The organism is Bremerella cremea, from assembly GCF_039541315.1.
Classification (GTDB): domain Bacteria; phylum Planctomycetota; class Planctomycetia; order Pirellulales; family Pirellulaceae; genus Bremerella; species Bremerella cremea.
The window spans coordinates 2,947,606-2,969,697 of the sequence record NZ_BAABFZ010000003.1 but is presented as its reverse complement, the minus strand read 5'-3'; the positions used below and the strand labels follow the sequence as shown (position 1 = coordinate 2,969,697).

19 protein-coding genes and 4 tRNA genes are annotated in these 22,092 nt (G+C 56.4%); 5 read left to right on the top strand and 18 right to left on the bottom strand.

Annotation, left to right across the window (positions count from 1 at the left end; all coding sequences use genetic code 11):
* Positions 1–49: 49 nt before the first annotated feature.
* From ABD890_RS14435 to ABD890_RS14420, 4 genes are all read right to left on the bottom strand, one after another.
* Positions 50–121, bottom strand: a tRNA-Thr gene (locus ABD890_RS14435).
* A 174-nt stretch (positions 122–295) separates the two neighbouring features.
* A tRNA-Gly gene (locus ABD890_RS14430) sits at positions 296–366 on the bottom strand.
* Positions 367–422: 56 nt separating this feature from the next.
* A tRNA-Tyr gene (locus tag ABD890_RS14425) sits at positions 423–504 on the bottom strand.
* 96 nt (positions 505–600) lie between these two features.
* Positions 601–673 (bottom strand) — tRNA-Thr (locus ABD890_RS14420).
* 603 nt (positions 674–1,276) lie between these two features.
* Here ABD890_RS14420 and ABD890_RS14415 point away from each other — a divergent pair.
* Positions 1,277–2,260, top strand: coding sequence for a DUF1559 family PulG-like putative transporter (locus tag ABD890_RS14415; protein ID WP_345090675.1), 984 nt, complete (start codon positions 1,277–1,279; stop codon positions 2,258–2,260).
* A 133-nt stretch (positions 2,261–2,393) separates the two neighbouring features.
* Positions 2,394–2,879 carry a hypothetical protein gene (locus ABD890_RS14410; RefSeq protein ID WP_345090672.1) on the top strand — a complete coding sequence of 162 codons (486 nt, stop codon included), beginning with the start codon at positions 2,394–2,396 and terminating at the stop codon, positions 2,877–2,879.
* 8 nt (positions 2,880–2,887) lie between these two features.
* Here ABD890_RS14410 and ABD890_RS14405 read toward each other — a convergent pair whose 3' ends face one another.
* A complete protein-coding gene (locus tag ABD890_RS14405; protein ID WP_345090669.1) occupies positions 2,888–4,561 on the bottom strand; it encodes a sigma-70 family RNA polymerase sigma factor in 1,674 nt (557 codons plus the stop codon).
* 554 nt (positions 4,562–5,115) lie between these two features.
* On the opposite strand from ABD890_RS14405, the gene ABD890_RS14400 reads away from it, so the two are divergent.
* Together ABD890_RS14400 and ABD890_RS14395 are read left to right on the top strand one after the other, a co-directional pair.
* Positions 5,116–6,567, top strand: coding sequence for a hypothetical protein (locus ABD890_RS14400; protein WP_345090666.1), 1,452 nt, complete (start codon positions 5,116–5,118; stop codon positions 6,565–6,567).
* Positions 6,568–6,675: 108 nt separating this feature from the next.
* The gene (locus tag ABD890_RS14395; protein WP_345090663.1) at positions 6,676–7,401 is read left to right on the top strand and encodes a DUF3891 family protein; all 726 of its coding nucleotides are present in this window, start codon (positions 6,676–6,678) and stop codon (positions 7,399–7,401) included.
* Here the strand turns inward: ABD890_RS14395 and ABD890_RS14390 are convergent.
* A complete protein-coding gene (locus ABD890_RS14390) occupies positions 7,398–8,099 on the bottom strand; it encodes a VIT1/CCC1 transporter family protein (protein WP_345090660.1) in 702 nt (233 codons plus the stop codon). The two genes, ABD890_RS14395 and ABD890_RS14390, sit on opposite strands and share 4 nt — an antisense overlap.
* 51 nt (positions 8,100–8,150) lie before the next feature.
* The gene (locus ABD890_RS14385; protein ID WP_345090657.1) at positions 8,151–9,467 is read right to left on the bottom strand and encodes a DUF5722 domain-containing protein; all 1,317 of its coding nucleotides are present in this window, start codon (positions 9,465–9,467) and stop codon (positions 8,151–8,153) included.
* A gap of 503 nt (positions 9,468–9,970) precedes the next feature.
* Between ABD890_RS14385 and ABD890_RS14380 the strand changes: the two genes are divergently transcribed.
* Complete coding sequence (locus ABD890_RS14380; protein ID WP_345090654.1) at positions 9,971–11,707, top strand: chloride channel protein; 1,737 nt, start codon at positions 9,971–9,973, stop codon at positions 11,705–11,707.
* Positions 11,708–11,789: 82 nt separating this feature from the next.
* On the opposite strand, the gene ABD890_RS14375 is transcribed toward ABD890_RS14380, so the two are convergent.
* The 11 genes from ABD890_RS14375 to ABD890_RS14325 all read right to left on the bottom strand — a co-directional run bounded on the left by ABD890_RS14375 (position 11,790) and on the right by ABD890_RS14325 (position 21,966).
* Positions 11,790–11,996 (bottom strand): small basic protein, encoded by a 207-nt coding sequence (locus tag ABD890_RS14375; RefSeq protein ID WP_345090651.1) that lies wholly within the window; start codon positions 11,994–11,996, stop codon positions 11,790–11,792.
* 156 nt (positions 11,997–12,152) lie between these two features.
* The gene (locus ABD890_RS14370; RefSeq protein WP_345090648.1) at positions 12,153–13,031 is read right to left on the bottom strand and encodes a serine/threonine protein kinase; all 879 of its coding nucleotides are present in this window, start codon (positions 13,029–13,031) and stop codon (positions 12,153–12,155) included.
* 232 nt (positions 13,032–13,263) lie between these two features.
* A complete protein-coding gene (gene accD / locus ABD890_RS14365) occupies positions 13,264–14,220 on the bottom strand; it encodes an acetyl-CoA carboxylase, carboxyltransferase subunit beta (protein ID WP_373355515.1) in 957 nt (318 codons plus the stop codon).
* Positions 14,189–14,776 carry a histidine phosphatase family protein gene (locus ABD890_RS14360; protein WP_345090642.1) on the bottom strand — a complete coding sequence of 196 codons (588 nt, stop codon included), beginning with the start codon at positions 14,774–14,776 and terminating at the stop codon, positions 14,189–14,191. The genes accD and ABD890_RS14360 overlap by 32 nt, the downstream gene beginning before the upstream one ends.
* 16 nt (positions 14,777–14,792) lie before the next feature.
* Positions 14,793–15,488, bottom strand: coding sequence for a ribulose-phosphate 3-epimerase (gene rpe / locus ABD890_RS14355; RefSeq protein ID WP_345090639.1), 696 nt, complete (start codon positions 15,486–15,488; stop codon positions 14,793–14,795).
* A gap of 299 nt (positions 15,489–15,787) precedes the next feature.
* Positions 15,788–16,540, bottom strand: a complete 753-nt coding sequence (gene scpB / locus ABD890_RS14350) for an SMC-Scp complex subunit ScpB (protein ID WP_345090636.1) — start codon at positions 16,538–16,540, stop codon at positions 15,788–15,790.
* Between the two features lie 135 nt (positions 16,541–16,675).
* Positions 16,676–17,524, bottom strand: coding sequence for a sugar phosphate isomerase/epimerase family protein (locus ABD890_RS14345; protein WP_345090633.1), 849 nt, complete (start codon positions 17,522–17,524; stop codon positions 16,676–16,678).
* A 46-nt stretch (positions 17,525–17,570) separates the two neighbouring features.
* Positions 17,571–18,224 (bottom strand): hypothetical protein, encoded by a 654-nt coding sequence (locus ABD890_RS14340; RefSeq protein WP_345090630.1) that lies wholly within the window; start codon positions 18,222–18,224, stop codon positions 17,571–17,573.
* A gap of 106 nt (positions 18,225–18,330) precedes the next feature.
* Positions 18,331–19,422 carry a hypothetical protein gene (locus ABD890_RS14335; protein ID WP_345090627.1) on the bottom strand — a complete coding sequence of 364 codons (1,092 nt, stop codon included), beginning with the start codon at positions 19,420–19,422 and terminating at the stop codon, positions 18,331–18,333.
* A 174-nt stretch (positions 19,423–19,596) separates the two neighbouring features.
* Positions 19,597–20,736, bottom strand: a complete 1,140-nt coding sequence (locus tag ABD890_RS14330) for a Gfo/Idh/MocA family protein (RefSeq protein ID WP_345090624.1) — start codon at positions 20,734–20,736, stop codon at positions 19,597–19,599.
* Between the two features lie 75 nt (positions 20,737–20,811).
* Positions 20,812–21,966: a sugar phosphate isomerase/epimerase family protein gene (locus ABD890_RS14325; RefSeq protein WP_345090621.1), complete on the bottom strand. Its 1,155-nt coding sequence runs from the start codon at positions 21,964–21,966 to the stop codon at positions 20,812–20,814.
* Positions 21,967–22,092: the final 126 nt, after the last annotated feature.

The following is a 22,092-nucleotide window of genomic DNA, read 5'->3' as shown; positions in this document are numbered from 1 at the left end:
CCGTGAAAAATTGGGATCTGTTTAAAACGAAAATCAAGGTGCCGTGAAGAGCTGCTGATGGGACTTGAACCCATGACCTCTTCCTTACCAAGGAAGTGCTCTACCACTGAGCTACAGCAGCCGAAAAACCGTAGAAGCACGAATGGGGAGTCTGCTTCTGTATCTTTTTTGCCGGCTACTCGCTTCCGAGCCGCCCAAACGGACAACCCAGATTTCCGAAACACAAAACCTACTCGAATCGGTTCGATTCGATCGGATGCTTCGCGTTGATCCCGGATTTCGGTGATCGCTGCGAAGCGGGTGAAGGGAATCGAACCCTCGTCTTCAGCTTGGAAGGCTGTTGCTCTACCATTGAGCTACACCCGCAACCTTCCTAGGCCTTGCTGTCTTTTCTTCCAATAAAGCCCAGGATTTCAATTCAGTGGGGGGTACAGGATTCGAACCTGTGAAGGCAATGCCAACAGATTTACAGTCTGTCCCCTTTGACCGCTCGGGAAACCCCCCAACATATCCGACTTCGTGACCGCCGAGCCGTGGCTGGGAAAGTCGTTGAATCCGGCAAATCGTCAATCCAAATTCAGCCCAAAACCATGCTGAACAAGCTAGCGGAGGGAATTGAACCCACAACCTGCTGATTACAAATCAGCTGCTCTGCCAATTGAGCTACGCTAGCCCACTACCTGGGCTTTATGGAAAACCAATAACTATAACGAGTCCGAGCTTCCCCGCAAGCCAGGATGGCCTGGGCAAGGACAAAAATCGACCAAAATCCCAGACATGGTTCCAGACACCGAGGAAAACAGCATGTTCGCGGGAATACCGCGGCTGTTTTTGGGCCCGTTACAGACTGCGTGTGACAACCTTAATGATGGTCAATTGGTAACGCAGATTCGTGGGATTCTCGTACATTGTGGGCACCACGTCCATGGGCTGTCCGGTCTTTTCCTCGCAGAACCTCAAAGACTGACAATTTAGGCCAACTTTGCGCCCGCACAGGCACGGGGCTGCCGCCTGGTGGATCTGCCTCTTATTCAGGGAATCGATGCCGCTGAACGAGTGGCTGGCGTGATTTTTCGTGACATCAGAAAAAAGCCTTGGTCACCAAGCGGCTTGCAGCCAAAGGCTTGAATGACCCTGGCCAAACTTAGGCCATGCGGTCGGCGCCTTCTTTGCGTCGGTCGAGCAGCAACGTCAACTTGCTCGCTCCAGGTTTTCGCCCGGCCAATCAGGCCGGCCCCTTCCGCATGCCGTCCACCTAAGGATTCAGGAACTTGCCATGAGAAACGAGGCTGCCCGTCGACGCCTTGGCTTCACGCTCATGGAGCTACTGGTTGTGATCGCGATTATTGGTGTTCTGATCGCATTGCTATTGCCCGCCGTCCAACAGGCACGCGAAGCAGCGCGGCGGATGCAATGCTCGAACAACTTGAAGCAACTCGGCCTCGCACTTCACAACTTCCACAGCACCTACAACGAACTGCCGATGGGCAATAATGCCCACTTCAACTGGAAGGTGCGAATTCTGCCCTTCGTCGAGCAAAGCATCGCCTACGATCAACTCGACCTGAGCGGCAGCAGCCAAAGCTTCGATGGCCGTTACTTTCCGACGAACCAAATCCTCTACCAGGTAAGCGTTTCAGGCTTGGCCTGCCCTTCGAGCCCTTTCCCCGATCGCAATCCCGCGATGACCTACTCCGGCACCAGTCCCGACTGGTCGCAAGTCCATGACTACGTCGGTATCTCAGGCGCCTACCCTGACCCGCAAGCGAGAAACAGCGTCTGCACGGCGGTAAACGCAGTTCAAGCAGGCACGCACTGCGAGAACGGAACCTTCATCAACTTCAAAAGCCGACGCCTCGCGCACCTGACCGATGGCACCTCAAACATGTTCGTTGTTGCAGAGCAATCGGGGCAGGTCGATGGCATCGAGAAGAGCGCCAACACCCTCGGAGGAAGGTGCGGACTTCGTACAAATACGGTGACGACCAGCTCCGGCTCGAATGTCTGGAACGAATCGACGCCGATCAGCGAAATCACCTACAGCAGAGGATACACCCAAGGCACCGCCACCTTCCGCTATCCGATCAACAGCTCGTGGTTTTCGGGTGCTCCTTCGGGCGCGAACTCCTGGTCTGACGTCAACACAATTCTCAATTCTTATCACCCGGGGGGGAATCGAGATGTTGGTGGGCGATGGCTCGGTCCGCTTTGTCCCAGAAACAGCCGAGATGGAGCCGCTTCGGCGGGCATTCACCGTTGACGATGGCCTGGTGATTGCCGGCCTGACGAACTAGCGTTCCCTTGTGATTCTTCGCCCACTACTAGTGCTCTAATGCCGAGGGGCTTCGATGCCAATCGATCTGCCATCTTTGCGAAAACTTGCACTTTTTCCGATGCTTTCAATACTTCTAAGCATCGTCATCGGCTGCAGCCAACAACCACGCGGACATTTGCAGCGGGTCAATGTGACCGCTAAGGTTACCCAGGATGACCAACCGCTGAGTGGCGTCTTAATTGACTTCATCGATCGCCAGACTGGTGAGGCATATGGAGGCACGCTTGATCCCGAGGGCTGCCTGGACCTGAAAGGAGTAGCAGTCGGAAACTACACGATCACGCTGCAACCAGCGCCAGGCGATCCTGCCCCAGAAGGGAGGAACAAAGAAGCTCGACCGCGAAGCACGCTTGCCCGCCAATTTCTCTCACCACAAACCAGCCCATTGGCAGCAAACGTGACGGCTGACGAAAATCACTTTACCTACGAAATGCGAGAAGTGTTGGCGAGAAATTATCCTGGTCTACAATCCGAATTGATACAAAAAAAGCCAGAGACCGAGGTCTCTGGCTTTCTGCATGACGGGGGCTATCCCCAGGAGTGAGGCTTGGCTCAATTGGTCTCAGGCAGATCAAAGTTGTAGTCTCGAGCGGCCGTCTTCAACTTGTTGAGGGCTCGGGCTTCGATCTGGCGGATGCGTTCCTTGGTCACACCCAGTTCTTCACCAACTTCTTTTAAGGTCTGTGGCTCACGCGAGTGATCCAGGCCGAAGCGACGAATGATGATCTTCTGCTCGCGTTCGTCCAGGCGATGCAAGATCTTATCGATCTGGCGTTCACGCTGCTGCTGAGCCATTTCCTGTTCGTACTGATCGCTACGTTCGTCGACTCGCGTGGTGAAGTATTCATCCAAACTCGTACGATAACGATCGCGATGACGGAATTCGACCGGAATGGTTCGGGCAAAGTTCTTCATGATCGCCCAGCTACAGTAAGTGCTGAACTTGTTACCACGCGAGTAGTCGAACTTCTCGGCGGCACGAATCAGCGACATGTTCCCGTCCGAAACCAACTCGAAGAAGTCTTCAGTGGCCCCGACGTGACGTTTCGCGATCGAAACGACCAGTCGCAAATTCGATTGAACGATCAAGTTCTTCACATCGCTGGCTTGATCATAAAGCTGTTCGATCGCATCCATATCACTCGACTTTGGACGCTGCGGATCGAGCACTTCACGAATTTTCAATGCCTTGAACTTCAGGAAGTTGAACTTACGGAACAGGTGATATTCCTGCTCGCGAGTCAACAGAGGCATTTCGTACAGCGAAGCCAAGTAGGTCGGCAGACCAGATGGAACGCGAACCTTTCGGGCTGGCTTTTCGTGCTCTGGCATCGAGCCGAGGATCTCTTCTTCCAACTCCGGCTTTTCAAAGTCGTCGTTGTAGATGCAATCCAGCGGCAGTTCTTCGATGTGCCGATAACGGATTTCGTTAATCACACGGTAGATCGAAGCTCGGGTACGACCATGCTTTTCAGCCAATCGGTCGACCGAGACACCGTGACGGTATTCGCCGTAGATGATCTGCTTGGCCGATTCGGTCAGCGGGCCGGTACCACGAGGGAAGACAGCTTCCTTCGGTTGCTCGTCATCGTGATGCTTCAAGGTGTAACGAATCGTTTCCACGCTTCGTCCCATCTTGGCAGCCACACGCTTGGCAACTTCCGAAGGTGTACCGCCGGCGTTTGCCAGTCGGCGAGCCCGGTCGATGATTTCCAGCTTTTCGGCTTCGGTAAGCTGGCTGAAGTGTCGGCCTCGTTCGATACGATCTGGGTTGTCCTTCACGAAGCGTTCGACGCTGCTGCGAAGGAAACCAACGCGTTTACGGCCGTCGAACAGGAACTTGCGGCTAACGAGCCCCTGCTTACGCCAACGCGAAATCGTTTTAGTCGAGACATTGAAGCGATCGCTCAACTGCTCGACGGTTAACACTTCTTCCGGCACCGAGTCGACCGAGACATCGGCCGCGTCGGAAAGATCTTCGACCATCAAGCGGAGATCTTCCGCTGCCGACTTGCCTGGCAAAAGCGAGCCAACGTTCGGCTGTTCGGGTCGAAAATCAGTCAACCGGTAGTAAATGTAGTCCACCGGGTACTGCTTCCCAGGTTCAATCTCGGAGATCAGTTTCTCCGCACGATTCGCCTGGTCCAGTTTACGGTCCCGTGGAGCATATTTAATTTGCTGGTCGCGCAACTGTCGCAGCGCAACGTTTTGATATCCCTTGTTCATGTTGTCCCTCACTCAGTGATCAACAACATCCGTCCGGTTTTCCCTGCGAGTTCCGATCGCCCAGACGATGTCTAACTTGGAGAGGGTATCCCGTCCCGGGAAACCTTCACTCAAGCAACGGGACAGCTACCTGTCCGAAGACAAGCGCCTCTTTCTGTCAGATGCTTGAAAAGTCTAGCGGTCGCAAATCCAATCGGATGAAAGATCAACTATTAGCTTGCGAACCAACCTTCTCTATAGACCTTATACGTGGAAATGACCCCGTTGGTTGCTCATTTGTTCATGCTTTTTTAAAAATCCACCGTAGTGGGGGCCCTAAAGGCGGGTTCTAGGTCGTCGTAAGTTATTACCCTAGAACTGATTGCGAATAGCGTGCCAAAGAAAGAGGATAACCACGATCTCGTAGGCACTTCTTCCAGGAATGTCAAATTCCTTTCTGGCCCAACCAAAACCGCAGGGGCAAGTTTCGTTCAACATGCTTTCCGGGATTGACGATTCTTCCGTATATAGCGATTTCGCTTTGTTACGAGAGACCTCAATACCCAGGCCGACACATGTTTTTCGATGCTACCCGGGCATTCTTCGTTACGAAGAACGGCGAAAACTTGACTTCCCGCAGCTGGATCGTAGTCGGAACGATGCTTTTGTCGCTGTGGGCTACTTCACCGAGCTGGGCTGCCGATAGCTGGCAGTTGACCGAGCAGATGGAGGGAAAAACTCGGCGAATCAAGACTGAGTTGAAGGTCGAAGGCACGATGCGGATCAATCCCGACGGAAAAAAGGTCCGCCAATACCCTATGTCACTCAATGGAAAGTATGTCGCCGTCGAGCGGGTACTCAGCCCCACTACGGCGGTTCGTTACTACGAAGAGGCCACTGCCGAATCGACCGCTAACAAAAAGCCGATTACCGACACGTTGCCAACCGTCAAACGCCTGATCGCTGTCGATACGACGGGAGATCAGCCGATTCTGTTCAATCCGGAATATACCCTCAGCCGGACGGAACTCGACTTGATCAACGTTCCAGGCAATCCTGCCGTGCTGTCCAAGCTGCTGCCAGCATTGCCGGTCAAAATCAACCAATCGTGGTCGCCTGACAACCAGACTTTAGCCCAAGTCCTGGGTATCGATGCTGTGAATAGCCACGAAGTCGCGGCAACCCTCACCGAAGTTGATGGAAACGGCCTGGCTAAGATCTCGCTGTCCGGCAAAGTCTCCGGTGCGATCCAAGGCGTCGCGACGGAAATCGAACTGAAGGGCCGGCTGAACCTCGATACCCGCCACAAGGCCATCACCTGGTTCGCGGCGTCGATCCAGGAAGACCGCAGCATCGGTCACGCAATCCCGGGTTTCGAGACCACTGCGGTTATCCGCACCCAGATCGAAAACGCCGAACCCGTGTCGCAGCTGAACGAAGCATCGATTGGCAAGCTACAACTTGCCGCCAACGATGGCAACGAGATGCTTTCGTTCGATGGCGAAGAAGCGGGCTTCCGCGTGCTGCATCCTCGCGACTGGTTCGCCATGGCCGAAACCGCCAAACAAACCGTCTTCCGCATGGTGGGTGATGGCGAGCTGATCGCCCAGGCGAACGTCAACCGTCTGACGAACCTGAAGGCAGGCGAGCAGATGACGCTGGAAGGCTTTGAAGCGGAAGTGAAGAAGGCCCTGAAGGAACGTCTTGGCCAGGTCGTCGATGCTTCGCAGACCGTCAACTCGCAAGGCCTTCGCGAACTGCGAGTCACCGCCGTCGGCACAGCCAACGCAATGCCGATCACTTGGATCTACTACCTCGTTTCGGACGACGCTGGCAATCGCTACTCGACCGTCTTCACCTTCGAGACCCAACTGGCCGAGAAGTTTGGTCAGGCCGATCGCTCGTTCATGAGCGGCTTCGACCTGATTGAAACCAAGCAGCCAACGGTTGCCGCTACGGAAGATGCGGACGAAGATGACGCACCGCAGTTGATCCAAGCCGACGCGAGCCCTGCCGAGCAGCGTTGACCTGCGGCTCAATTGCGTACAATTGGAGCAGCCCTGCTTTGACTGCTCATCGATGATAAAGGCCTAGCTGTGATTGTACGCCCCTATCGGTCACCCACCGGGGAATCGATGCTGTTTCTGATTCCCCAGTCGATCCATGCCGCCCTCTCGGGCGACCTGGCATCGCATTGGGGTAACGGCTCGGTGCCTTCTCTGATTCACCCAGAAGTTGTCTGGCCAGCCATTTTTCATCATGACAATGGCTGGATTGTGACCGACCGCTCGCCACCGATCGATCCCGAAACGAAGCGACCGCTTTCGTTCCTCGATACGCCGACCGAACTTGCCCACGAGATCTGGACGAAATCGATCGAAGGAGCGGCACGCATCAGTCCGTTCGCGCAGTACTTGATTGCCGAACACTTTATGTCGCTGCGAGAGCATAGCCACGCCGCCGATACACCGGCCGGCCAGAGATTCGTCCACAAGTACGAAGAGCTGTGCGATACTTGGCGCGACAACTGGGAATCGCGGCACCCGCTGTGTAACGATCAGGAAGTGAAACTAGCGATCGAGCAGCTTCGGTTCTTCGACTGGTTCAGCTTGTGGCTTTGTCTGGATGAACGCACGGAGCCGCATACCTTCGAGGAAACACCGGCGCACCTACCGCTGACCGTCACACCGCAGCCGGAAGATACCATGCAGGTCGATCCATGGCCATGGAACACCGACCATCTGCACGTCGCTGTCGGCGGCTATCTGGTGCCTGATCGCGACTACGAAGACACCGACGATCTGCTAATTGAGATGAACGACTGGTGTCGGATGGAATGGTTGTTTGTGCCAGCCAGCTAACTGACCGACACACCAAATACCCAACCGATAAGCGAAGTCGCTACCAAGGCGACGATTCCCCAGAACGCGACGCGGACAGATCCCTTCAGCATCGAAGCCCCGCCCACCGCGGCCGACATCGCCCCGAGACCGGTCAGACTGAGCACCGTGGTGATGGAAACCAGGATCACACTCAGCGATCGGGGAGCCAGCGCGGCAACGGCCACGGGCAAAGCTGCCCCGATACTAAACGACAAGGCCGAAGCCCAGGCAGCCTGAAGCGGTCGGGCGACGAACTGCTCGGTGATCCCCAGTTCATCACGCAGATGAGCCTTCAACGCGTCTTTCTCCATCAACTGCGAAGCGACCTGACGGGCAAGTTCCGGTTCGAGGCCTCGTTCCACATAGATTCCCGTCAGTTCGTCGAGCTCCCCTTCTGGATCGCTGGCCAACTCGGCCGTTTCGAGTTCGGTATCGGCCTCTTCGGTGTCGGCCTGGGAACTGACCGAAACGTATTCGCCCGCCGCCATCGACATGGCCCCTGAAGTCAGACCGGCCAGCCCGGCCAAGACAATCTGCGAGTAGCCTGCGTCGGCCGCGGCAACGCCCACGATCAGGCTTCCGACCGAGAGGATACCGTCGTTGGCCCCCAAGACGGCGGCTCGCAGCCAACCGATATGTTCGGAGCGATGCAGTTCTCGATGCGGCCTGCGAATCATGTCTCTACCTTTTCGCCTTGGTGAAAGGATCTTCGGCCGACCTGGCCATCGCTAATTCTGTGGTTGCATGAGATTCCCGAGGGCCTCTTCCCAGTTCTCCGCACCGATCACCGGCAAGGCGAACTGAAACGCTTCGTCTTCGCCTGCTGTGCCAGCCGCCTGAAACACTTCGTACATCTTGCGCTTCCGATCAGGCGTGCAAATGTGACCCGGCTTGTTGGTCCACAGCCCGAGGTTCAATCCACCTTCTTCGGCATGGTCGGTATGGCGATGCAGCATGAAGGCGTCGATCCCGGGCAAGCCATCCACCTTTTTATACGCCAAGGCATAAGCCGCCGCTTGCTCCAGTTCGCCCTCGGGGCGCGAAAGATCGCAGTGAAAACCCTGCTCCGACAAGATCACGCGGCGCGGCTGGCCTTCCCACTGCAGTGGCTCTCGCTGCAAGTAGTCGGTCAGGACCTGCAGATTGCGAAAGGTAATCACCGGAGTTTCGGCGTGGTGCAGGGAATGCCGGGTATCCAACCAGAACCGAGGATTGGGCAGCGGTTCCGGGTACGGATGATAGGCGACATGCCAGTCGAAGTCACCTTGCTGTCGTGCGGCGGCAGCGAAGCGATCGAGGAACTCTCGGCCTGCCATGCACTGCTGCGGACTACCCGCCGCATATCGAAGGTTCCAGCAATGATCCATCGAAATGTAAACGCGAGCATGCTCCGAAAACTTCCGGACTGCTTCATGGATGATGCGTACCGCTTGCTGATACTGATCGATCACCGCTTCTGGTTCGGCCTTACCCATGTTAGCCCAGAACCAGTGGCTGTTCACTTCGTTACCGCAGATATACCCCCAGACTCGCCCGTGGCCTGAGTCACTACTGTAGCGGTTCGCCAAGAACTCGATGCAGGCCTGAAGGGCTTCTTTCCCTTCGTCGGTCGTCATCTGGAACATGCCGATCGGCCCTGTGGTCGGCTGGCTTGCGGCGTAATCGGGATGCAGCATCAAACGATCACGCTCGACATCGCCTGAGGCGTATGTCAGCAGGATCAGCGTGACGACAATGTTACGATCGCTGAGCGGCTTGACTCGAGCATCGATCCCGGCGACCTGGCCTGGCGAGAAAGCATACCGTTGGCCGTTTACTTCCCAGGTCGGACCACCTTCTTTGCCAGTCGGATCGATCAACCGCGTCAGGTCGACATTGAGCGCCGCGTGTTGAACGCCGAGCGCGACTGCGTCTTCGATCATCTGCACCTGAAGCCCCTTCTTATTGGGCGTAACCGGGAAAGGCTCTGCATTCGGCTGCTCGGCCATCGCCAGACAGCTCCAGACGAACATACCAGTCAACGCACTACAGAAAGCAAATCGCATCGCAGGCATCTACCAGGGTCAGTAAGGTTGAGTGAGGCGGGAAGGGGAGGGGCGGTCGACAACGGCAACGCATGGTGACCGCAACCTAGTGTATACCCATCATAAGCCCGCCACGAATCGATCCCAATCCTAGAGCAGGGGGGATCATTCACGAGTTTGCCCCGTTTGCAGAAACGCTCGCCGGTTCGCTTGAACTTCAGAACGAAGGCGGATCGTACTGCCCAACGCAAACCCGATCGACGCCCTACCTCCTGCGAAGGATGTCTTCTGAAAGGGGGGATTTGCCGTTAATTCCCGCACAATCGAAGCATTCGGATTCACTGGTTCGCGGACATCCCACTTTGGTTCGCTCTCTTTTTGGCGATCCGACTCGATGCCCAGCCTCCTCGCTTCCGATCAACGCTGTATGAGCTACGTTTTCGGGCCGATTCTCGCGGCGAAGCTCGAGAAGCCTCCCAGCGAAATCGCATGTTGAACGTCCCCCAAGTAAAGGAATGGAACTGATGGCAGCCGATGCCCAGCCAAGCACGACCGATGAAAAGCCGCTGAACCTTTGGCTTCTGGCTGTGCTGGGTGTCTTCACGGGCGTGATCGCCGGCGTGGGTGCCTGGGGCTTCCGTATGGTGATCGGCCTCGTTCACAACGTTCTGTTCTTGGGACAGTTCGCCTTTGAATACGACGCAAACCTTCATACAGCCCCCAGCCCTTGGGGCTGGGCGATCATTTTCGTCCCGGTCATCGGGGCGCTGATCGTTGCGTGGCTCGTCGGAAACTTCGCTCCCGAAGCGAAGGGGCATGGTGTGCCAGAAGTGATGGACGCGATCTACTATCACGACGGCATCATTCGTCCGCGAGTCGCCGCCGTGAAAGCGTTGGCATCGGCCTTTTCGATCGGCAGTGGTGCCGCAGTGGGTCGCGAAGGACCGATCATTCAAATCGGCTCGGCATTCGGCTCGACCGTGGGTCAATTGATCCGCATGTCGTCGCACGACCGCATCACGTTGATCGCCGCAGGCTCTGGCGCTGGCATCGCGGCTACCTTTAACGCTCCGCTTGGTGGCGTGGTGTTCGCGATCGAACTTTTGCTGACCGCCATTTCCGCGCGAACGCTGATGGTTGTTTCCGCCGCGACGGTGACCGCCACGTATATCTCGCAGCGGCTGATTGGCGTCGATCCGAGCTTCAATATTCCTGCACTTGAACAACCGGTCTTTCAGCTCGATCGACCGGAAGTCTTGCTGCTGTTCATTCCGCTGGGTGTGATCGTCGGCTTCTTGTCGGTGGTGTTCATCCGAGGGATCTACGGGATGGAAGACATCTTTGAACGCATCCCTGGCAACTACTACACGCGACATGCCCTCGGCATGATCTGCGTCGGTGTGATGATGTACATCCTGCTGCGAACGACCGGGCACTATTACATCCAAGGGGTCGGCTACGCGTCGATTATGGATGTGCTGCAAGGCGTGCTCACCAATCCTTCGCTGCTCCTTTTGCTGCTCGTGCTGAAGCTGTTGGCGACGAGCCTCAGCCTTGGATCTGGGGCATCGGGCGGTGTGTTCTCGCCTGCCTTGTTTGTGGGTGCCACCGGCGGGGCTGCCTTCGGTCACCTCTGCATGGCGATGTTTCCTGGTTTGGAAATCGACCTGGCCACGTTCGCGATCGCTGGTATGGCGGCGTCGATTGCTGGATCGACCGGGGCGATGCTGACCGGAATCATCATGATCTCGGAGATGACTCAGGACTCGACCGTCGTGCTGCCGCTGATTTTGGCGGTCTCGGTTGCCAGTGCCGTTCGGCGGGGGGTGATGCGCGAAAGCGTCTACACGATGAAACTGATTCACCGCGGGCACATCGTGACCGAAGGCCTTCAATCGCCATTCCTGGGAATGCGTTGGGCGGGCGATGTCATGGCTTGGAACTTTACAGTTCAAGGCGAAGGCGCCACGGTGCCCAAGGGAATCACGCAAACGATCCTGGTCGAGAAAGATGGCCAGGTCGTCGATATCTATCAACCAGCCTCGCAGGTGGAGCCAGGACAGTCGCCAGAGACGACGCGTTACATCACGATCTGCGAGCGAGATGACCTGCCGACCGTCCTGCACGCGATGGATACCGCCGACTCCGACATTGCATTGGTCTCGCGAAACCCGACCGCTTCAACCGCCAGCGATGTGATCGGCGTGTTGACCCGATCGCGACTGATGATGGTCCTGCAGCAGCAAAAGAAACTGCTGTAGATCGAGCCAGGCCACAAAAAAAGCCCTGACCGGTTGGCCAGGGCTTTTTTCTTGTACGTGAGCGAAGGCTCGTGAGAGACGACTACTTCTTGCCGTCTTCTTCTTTGACCTTCTTCTTCTTCTTCATCGAGATCTTGATGACGCGGGTCTTCGGCAGACCGATCGGCGAAGTCGATTCTTCGTCGAAGGTTCCCTTAGCCTTCATCTGGGCGATACGTTCCGACCGCTTCAACACACTGCGGGTCGAGATACCGCCCCGCTTCACTTTCAGGCTCTTATCGATGGTCACGGAAACTCTCCTGATTTATGCGTATCTGGCGGCCAACATGGACTCCGCCGAGTGGTAAATCGCTTTAACGATCGTTTTCTACCGAGGGGAAACGCACCATGATACCAGAGCCCCCACAAGCGTCAAGCCGTAACAATCCCGCCCAATGGGCCGTTTCTAAGCGTCTAGACGCTTGATTCGCTGCAGAGCGTCGACGAGCTCTCGCGCGTTCTGCGGACGGTTGCGAGGCTCGCGATCGATGCACTGCATGATCAGAGCCCCCAAGTCGGGATTTAGCTTCGGGCGAAGTTGGAAGATGTCGGTGGGTGGGACCGTATCATGCGACAAGGCATCGCGGCCGGTCCCTTCCACCATGGCCCAGGGAAGCTCGTAAGCAATTAAACGATAACCAGTTACGCCCAACGAGAAGATATCGACCCGTTGATCGGTCGGGCGACGCCGGACGATCTCGGGGGCCATGTAGTTAGGGGTCCCGGTGCGATTGCCAGGGGCCATGAACTCGGGCTTGGCAGGCAGCGTTAAACCGAAGTCGATCAGCTTGCACGAGCGACAGTCGGGGGCTGCGATGAAGTTGCGAGGGCAAATATCGCGGTGGATATAACCCGCTTCGTGCACACATGCCAGGGCATCCGCCATTTGCCGCAAAAGAACGAGTTGCTTCCCTTCCAGCATCGGATCGCGGTCGACGATCAGCGAATTGAGCCCTTTGCCATCCAGGTACTCCATCAGAACGTACTGCTGCCCGGTGGTTACCAGCCCATGCTCGATCGTTCGGACGATACAGGGATGGGTGAGTGACATCGCGATTTCCCCTTCTTTCGGGCGAGTTAGCCCAGCAAAACGGGAATCAAAGAACTGCTGCTTCTCGAGATCGAGCAGCTTCAAACCAAGCGTGCGACCGGTCGAGTGCTCGCGAACCTTGTAGAACTCGCTCATCGTGCCGGAGACCGCCTCTTTCAGGATCTCGAAACGAGAAGCAATATCCAGCTTGGCCTGGCTGGCGAAGAGAGAGGTGAACTTCTTAAGCAGGTTCATGAGAGAGGGGGACTCACGCGTGAGGGGCAAACTTGAACAGGTATTTCAAATTTAGGCCCCTGAACGGATCCCGCCTGCGAAATCAGCGCACGGGGAGCCGATTTCGTTGCCGAAGGGATGATTTTTAGGTTGTCTGTTCCGGTGCCTCTACCCCCCACTTTAAGCTGGCATGCAAGTCGAGACAAGCGGCTCTCGCTGGAAGAGCCGCTGGCGGAGGCAGAAGAAACAGCAACTATTTACCGCAATAGTCGATCGAGCGGGCGATTTCGAGCTTCAGCTTGTTACGTGGAACAATGCGATCCACGAAACCATGTTCCTGCAGGAACTCGCTGGTCTGGAAGCCGTCTGGCAAGTCGATGCGGATGGTCGCCTTGATTGTACGAGGACCGGCAAAGCCAACCAGGGCCTGCGGTTCGGCGAAGATCAAGTCACCCAGGGAAGCAAAGCTGGCCGCAACGCCACCCATGGTTGGATTGGTGAGCACGGAGATGAACAAGCCGCCTGCTTCGTGGAACTTTGCCAGAGCCGCGGTCGTCTTGGCCATCTGCATCAGGGAGTAAATCCCTTCGTGCATACGAGCACCACCGCCGGAACCACTGATGATGATCAGTGGCAGATCCTGGGCCGTGGCTCGTTCGATCAGTCGAGTTAGCTTCTCGCCGACAACGCTTCCCATGCTACCCATGATGAAGGCACTGTCGGTCACACCGATTGCCACGCGGCGGGCACGAATCATGCCGCAGCCGGTGATGGCGGCATCGCGAAGCCCGGTCCGGCGCTGTTCCGAGACAATGCGTTCGGCGTAAGCTTTTTTGTCTTTAAAGCCGAGCGGATCGAGCGAAGTGAGATTGGCATCCCATTCTTCGAAGGTGCCGGTATCGAGGACCTGCTCCAGACGCTGCTGGGCCGAGATGGTCCAGTGATAATCGCATTCAGGGCAGACGCTGAGCATTTGCTCGGCCTGCTTGCGGAAGATCACGGCCTGACAGCCGGGGCATCGTTGCCATAGGCCTTCGGGCACACCACGTTTCTTTGGCTTACCAGATTCATCGGCTTGAGAAACGAGATCCGGTGATACGGATGCCATATTCGGGTCCTCGACGAGGGGAGTAGTCGGAGAGGTTGCTTCCTCGGTCTTCGCTGCGTTCTTGCCCTGCTTAGACTTTGGAGACGACTGCGTTTTTTTCATACTGGATCAATTCCCACCATCCACATCGACGTTCGGCCTGCCACAAATCACCGAAGTCGGTTTGCAGGATCTCGCTGCGAATGATGGATGCCAGAGGTTCTGGGGCAACGACGATCACGGTGCCGTGGCCTTTTTGATGCTTTTTCCATATCTTGTCTAAGGCGTTCTGGACACGCAAGCGCACCTCGCCCAAAGTCTCCCCTTGGGGGGGACAGACCGCCTCTGGGTTTTCCTGCCACAGTCGATAGACCGTCGGCTGGTTTTGCTTGACCTCGGTGATCAGCTTTCCCTGCCAGAGACCGGCATTCAGATTCGCCAGAGAGTCCATCTGGCGTACTTTCTTACCCAGCGTCTTGGCAAACGCTTCCGCCGTCTGCATGCAGGCCTGACAGGGCCCACAATAGATCGCTTCGATTTGAATGGCCTGGAGCTGCTCTACCATCTCCGAAGCCTGACGGGTTCCTTCTTCGGTCAAAGGAACCGCCAAACGACTACGAATACGACCTTGGAAGTCGTATTCAGTTTGGCCAGGACGAACGAGCACTATACGCAACATGGCAAGCTGTTCTCAATTAGTTCGAAACTTGGGCAGTGCGATAGAGCTCGTCGATCGCAGCACCATAATCCGATTGATTGAAAATCGCTGATCCTATTACTAGAAGATCGGCCCCTGCTTCGGTACAAGCCTGAACGGTTTCCAGGTTCACGCCGCCATCTACCTCCAACAGGAGTTCCGGTGGGGCCACTTCTCGCAAGGTTTTAAGCTTCTCTAAGGCCACAGGGTTAAACGCCTGCCCGCCGAACCCTGCGTTCACACTCATGATTAGTATCAAGTCTGCCTTGTCAACGAAAGGCAGAACTCTCTCGACCGGGATATCGGGGTTGATGGTCACCCCAGCACCACATCCCAGGCTTTTGATCTCTTCGAGAATCTTGCCGGTATCGCTGCCAGCAGCTTCCTCATGAATCGTAATAATATCCGCGCCCGCCTCGTAGAACTGTCGGATATATCGTTCCGGATTCTCGATCATCAAATGGACATCGAGCGGAAGTTCTGTCAACTTGCGAAACGCAGCAACAATGGGCATTCCGTAAGTCAAATTGGGGACGAAATTTCCGTCCATCACGTCCAAATGAAGTGCTTGCACGCCAGCAGCTTCCAGCTTCTCTACCTCACCGCGCATATCGCTAAAGTCAGACGACAGCACTGATGGCAAGATGACTGGGGCTTGTTGGCGAAGTCGTGCAAGATGCGAACGACGGGACATGCCAGACCTTGAGTCGGGGGGATGAACACTTCGGCGGCAGCAAGCAACATCGCTTGAGCCAAGGCAGCCAACACTAGAGGCTGCGGAAGTGGATTTAGGGGCATCAAGAGCCCCTCAAATTCGATTGGGTCGCATTGTATCACGCGGAATCGGGCTCGTCAGCTGCTAACGTTTAAGATCGAGGTAACCTGCTTACAGGTCATCACTTAGACGCAGTGCATTTTACCGCAGGACACCTCACAACCCTTAAAATTGGTAGTTGGCACGATCCGCGAGCTATTGGGACCAACCGCGGCTGGCTAGTCGTCCCACGACTGTGGCTGCGGTAAATCGTCGAGCGTCGTCAGGCCGAACAGCTGCAGAAAACGTTCGGTCGTCGTATAGCGTTTGGTTCGTTTGTCTTCAGGATCGGGCTGCACGCGTAGTAAACGCCGGCGAACGAGTTGGTTCAAAATTGGGCCGCTCGGCTTGGACCGCATGTCGTCGACTTCTTCGCGTGTCGCCCCTTGGTTGTAGGCAACCAGCGTCAGCACATCGATTGCCGGCTGCGACAACTTGGCTTCGCGAACCTTGCCATAGAACTTCTCGCGTAGCGGGCGGAACTCGTCTCGCAGGGCCATTCGATACGTGCCACCAACCGACGTGATTTCGTAAGGGCACCCTTCGGCCAGATACTTTCGATTGAGCTGATCGACCAGGTCGTCGATCTCGTCTGGCTTCACGCCACGCATCACCGATGCCGCTTTTTCGGCGGTCAGCTTATCGTTTGCCGGATTCCCGACAAACAAGATCGCTTCCAGAATCGTCGTCGGCGAAAGCTCGCACGGATCGTCCGCTTCCGCTTCATCGGCCAGGCGAGAAAGGGCTTCGGCTGTCGATTCGTCTTCTTGCGGCTCTTCCGCTTCCGCCTCTTTTTCCTCCTGAAACGGAGCAGGGCGGTTGCCGAGGGCTTCGGCATAGGTGGCCGATAACGCATCCAACGAAAGCCCGCCGTCGTCGGCATCTTCCGCGAACATCGCTGCGAGATCGAATTGGTCCTCGTCGTCGGTCATATCGGAACTATAGCGATGCCGCCCCCCAAAGCTCAAGGCGAAGTCGCTGTTTCCCCTACCACGCAGCAAAAAGGCCGCCCGATGAACGAGCGGCCTTCGATGTACTACTTATCGCCTGAAATTCAGGCCAATCGCTTACCAGCGTTTGGCGACTTCGCGCTTCATCAGTTCTAGACCATCCTTCGCCAGTTGCAGTTCGGTATCGAACATCTTGCGCCAGATCTTGGTGGCGGCAGCGATTTCCGGCAAAGCGAGACCAAATGCTTCGACCACCATCCAGCCGTCGTAGCCCACTTCTTTCAGCGTGTCGAAGTTCGTGTCGAAATCGACATGCCCGGTGCCTGGAGTGGCACGATTGTTTTCAGAGATGTGCACGTGGTGCAGTACGTCCGAGCAATCGCGAATGGCCTGAGCGATGTCCCCTTCTTCGATGTTCGAGTGGAACGTGTCGTACATCATCTTGCAGTTGGGATGATCGACTTCACGCACGAACCGGGCCGAGTCTTTGTGCACGTTCAACAGGTAACATTCAAAGCGGTTGAGCGCTTCGACGCCGAGCATGACGTTCACGTCGCCGGCGTACTCGGCAACTTGACGCATCGAATCGACACCCCACTTCCATTCGTCTGCGGTTGGGCCAGCACCACTGAAGTGACCGATGGCCGAGTGATATGGACCAACCAAAGTTTCCGCCCCCAGGGCAGCACAGCAGTCGAGCGTCTTCTTGTTCAGTTCGACACCTTTGGCACGCACGGCAGCGTCGGCGCTGATCGGGTTATCTTCCAGATTACGAACCGTAACGGCGGTGCACTTCAGATCCAGCGCCTTGATCTTCTCGCCATACTTGGCCCACTTGTCGACGTCCAAGTTGAACAGTGGAACTTCGACCCCGTCGTAACCCATGTTCTTCAATTCTTCGATCACCGGCAGCAAGCTGTCATCGGGATCGCCGGACCAAAGCAACAAGTTCATGCCAAATTTCATCGACGGGGTCTCCTGGAGTTGGTTTCGAGAGAGAACAGATGGGATTCTAGCTGGAGTGTGCCGGCAGCAATTGAGCCGACGATGTCCGAACGTCCTGCCTTAGCTCTGGCAGAAGGGTAGTAAACGTGTCAGGCAACGCTGGTAGTTTGACTCGTTGCATCACCTGATTCAACCGGTAGAGAAGTTTTTCGTCATCGGGATAATCCTCGAGAAAACGGACCTCCACAAACCGACCGATGAACCAGTCGAGGCGGTCCGCCGGACGCCCGGCAATGCGTTCGACAGTTTGCTGCACGAGCATGCCGTCGACCTCATTCATCGCTGCATAATAGGCGTTTAGCTCGGCCGGATCGTCTTCAATCAGGACCGAATCGAGGAGCAACTCGACCAGGATGTGCCCGAGAAAACTGGGACGCATGCCGCTGTCTTTGCCCAGGAAATCGCGAATCCGCTTCGTGAAATCCCACTGCAGCCGGTTAAATTCTTCGGTTCGATGAAACCAATCATCGTCCGCATGATGCTGCACGATACCAGCCGCAATCAGGGCTTCGCAGGGATCTTCCGATTCACAATATGGAAGTGCTTTCTTGGAGCGTGCCCGACATTTGCGATCGACCACGTTCAACCAATCTGGCACTGCCGTGCCAGCCAGGAAGTAAGGCTCGTCCAAAAATCTGCGACCGTGGGCTAAATAGTTCATGCCTTCATCATTGCCAACCAACGAAAAAGGGAAAGGGGGCCATCGGCACCCTTTCCCTCGGTGTTTCCTGCAATTCAGGACCTCGGCAAGCCCTAAGTGCTCGCGACTATCGACGTCGCGCGCGCTGAGATCGCATTTGCTTGAGCTGCTCTTCTTTCTGTTGACGCTTGGCCTCGGCTTCTGCGGCTTTTTCACAATTGTCGAGCCCCGGTACCTCTTCGATATGCACGACGCCGCCGGGAGTCCACGCTTTCACTTCGATCTTTTCCAACTGCGATGCAGCGATCGTCGGTACGAGCAAGTTCACCCGCAGCGAGTCGCCTGCGGACGCGGTATCCAAGACAAAAGTTGTCACGTAAGGAAGCTTGGCCGATTCCTCCGTAGCACTCGCCAGCATCGCTGCTTCCGTCTGCGACTGAGCATCCATACCGGTCACGCCTAGCCCACGCACAATCGCATTGCCGGTTAATGTCGCCCCGAGGAGTTGCCCGCCCGATTGCTTCTTGTGCATTGTTACCTGCACTACCGGAGAATCGAAATCCGCGGCCGATTCAGGAATCGTTCCGCTCAGCTGAATCATCCCCTTGGTAGAGATCAGCTTCAGTGGCAGTTCTTCGGCGTCCCGTTTCTCGCCGGCACGGGTTTCTAAATTTCCGAGGATCGCAGCCAAGTGCTGATCAGCCTCTTGCCGCGCAGCGAGCCCTCGGGTTTGCCATTTCGTCTGGAGATTCCAGACTTCTTGAACGGCCCGATTGCGAGTGTTCATCATTTGATTGGTTGCTTCGACAGCTCCATCCAAATCATTGCCACCCAAAACGGCATTCAACACAGCAGTGCCGACTGCTGCTTTCGACGCCTCTTGAACGTCTTTCATCAGCGATTCGTACTGCTGCTTCTCCTCTGGTGTTACCGTCATCTTCTGGTAAGCATCCGCGATCCCTTGCACATGCTCTTTAAGTGGCGGCTCGGATCGTTCCGCGATCTCGCCAAACGATTCGACTTTGGCCGAACGTTGCAGTGGTCTTCCAGCGACAGTTGCGTCGACCCCGAGGGCCTGAAAGAACTCGACTTCATCCGGTCGTAGCCATGCCTCAGCCGGCGCGAGTAGCTGCGCCGACGCGAGACTGGGACAAAGAAAGAGAATTGCAGCCCAACCGCCAACTGCCCACCGACCGCGCAAGACCTGAACGGAAATCATGGATCGTTCCCTGAGTGTGAGATTCTGACCGGCTTGCCTACCGAAAGGCAAAGCAAGGGTGCTCACCAGGAGGCCTCTCGCCGACGCGATTCGCTCCCCCTTGGCCCCGCTCGTTATACCACTCGAACAGGGGCCATGCAAACAATCTCATTGCGGAACGATGGCAGTCGAGACTTAGACGTCTTTCCAGCACTTCTCGGCGGCACTAGACAGGACGGCGTCGCAGACTTTGGCGGTCTCAAGGGCGCTGCGGAACGTTGGTTCGCACGGCTTGCCTTCTTCGATCGACTTCAGGAAGTCCGCCACCTGGTGCACGAAGCTGTGTTCGTAACCGATGCAGAGCCCTGGCACCCACCAATGATCCATGTAGGGATGATCGCCATCGGTGATGTGGATCGTTCGCCAGCCACGTACTTCGCCCACGTCGTTGTGATCGAAGTATTCCAGCTTGTTCAAATCGTGCAGGTCCCAGCGGATCGAAGCGTTTTCGCCGTTGATCTCGAAGGTGTACAGCGCCTTGTGACCACGAGCGTAACGCGTCGACTCGAACAAGCCGAGCGAACCGTTCTCGAAGTGGCAGAAGAAGGTACAAGCGTCGTCGATCGTGACGGCCTGCTTTTCGCCGGTCGCGGTGTGCGTACGTTCTTTGATGAACGTCTCGGTCATCGCGTTGACGTCTTTGATCGAACCGTTCAGCCACAGGGCCGTATCGATGCAGTGAGCCAGCAAGTCGCCGGTCACGCCGCTACCGGCAGCCGCCGCGTCCAGACGCCACAGGCCTGCACCACCTTGTGGCAGATCGGCACTGATAGTCCAGTCTTGCAGGAAGTTCGCACGGTAATGGAAGATGCGTCCCAGCTTGCCGCTGTCGATGATCTTCTTCGCCAGCGTCACGGCCGGCAGACGGCGATAGTTGTACCAGATGGTGTTGGCAACGCCCGCTTCTTCGACCGCTTTGACCATCTCTTCGCCTTCGGCGGCCGTACGACCGATGGGCTTTTCGCAGAGGACCATCTTGCCGGCCTTGGCAGCCGCGATCGAGATCGGAGCGTGCGTATCGTTCGGGGTGCAGATATCGATGGCGTCGATATCGTCGCGAGCGATCATCTTTTCCCAGTCGGTTTCGTACGACTCGTAGCCCCATTGCTCGGCGAAGGCCTTGGTCTTTTCTTCGCTTCGACCACAAACGGCTTTCAAAACCGGTTGGTATTCGAGTTCCGGAAAGAAGTCCGGTACACGCTTATAGCCGTTCGTGTGCGTGCGGCCCATGAAGCCATATCCAACCAAACCAATGCGCAGAGGTTTCTTTGCCATGATGTATTGTCTCCCAGAGTGAAAACGCGGCCAGATGCCGCGTTGGTGGTGATAGGGGATAGGTTCGAGGGTGGACTAGTTCCAACCGCACTGATCGCGGACTTTGATCATCACGTCGAGGATCGTATTCCACGTTTCCTGCGTCTCCAGCATCTCGTTCGGGAACATGCAGCCGTCCCAGCAGATATGCTTGATTCCGCGATCCTGGGCTCCGTCGAGCCAGTACTTGCTGCACTTCACGATGTCGAGCTTGCCGTTTGGATCGTCGGCTGGGCAGTGACGGCCGGTCTTATCGTGCGAGCCAGTTCCATGCACCGAACCATCGTTCTGGGCAACATGGAAGTCGATGGTCCACTTCTTCAGGGCTCCGGTCATTTCGGCATAAGCAGCCCAGAATTGTTCGTCCGAATAGCCATCCTTCAGCAAGGCATGTTCCGGAGCGTTGTAACCCATCAGGTACAGATAGGTGTGTGCCAGGTCGGCCTGGAAGCCAACCGTTTCTGGCATGCCGACCGCTTCGAGCAGATTCAGCATGTCCTTCCACGAGTGCATGCCGCCCCAGCAGATTTCGCCTTCCGCCGCCAAGCGTTCGCCATGGTCGGCAGCGACTTTGCCCGCTTCTTTGAACGTTTCGGCAATCAGCTTGGTGTTGCCGGCGGGATCGGCCGACCAAGGTTCGACACCGCTAGCCGAGTCAATTCGGATGACGCCATATTGACGAACGCCATGTTCGTTGAAGATCTTCGCGATGCGGCAAGCTTTCTTCACGGCCAGCACGAAGTTGGCTCGCTCTTCGTCGGTACCCATCGCAGGGCCACCGACGGTGCCTGGCCAAACAGGAGCCACCAGCGAACCGATCGCCAGGTTCTTCGAGGCCACCAGGTCGGCGATCCGCTTTAATTCGTCGTCAGACGCATCGGGATCGGTGTGGGGGTGAAACAGGAAGTAGTCGATCCCGTCGAACTTGATTCCATCGACTTCCGCGTTCGCCGTCAGCTCCAGCATCCGTTCCAGGCTGATCGGTGGATGGTCGGTGCCTTCCTCTTTACCGACCAGGCCAGGCCACATGGCATTGTGAAGTTTGGGGGCTGCATTGGGATGTTCGCTCATGAAGAGGCTCCAAGGGAGATGAATGGCGGATAAGTAGATGCCGCTGCGGAATCGAAAGCAGCGGCGAGCGTGGTGGTCTCGCTCGAAGTCCAAGCTGTCCTGGGCAATCGAAGATTGCAATCAGAGCACGAAGCAACGAAGCGGAAGGAATAACTAGTTGCGGGAGTCGCTGGCGTTGGAAACACCATCCACGACTTCGGCGATGCCATCCCGTTGGACGATGATCTCGATCATCTCGGTCGTCAC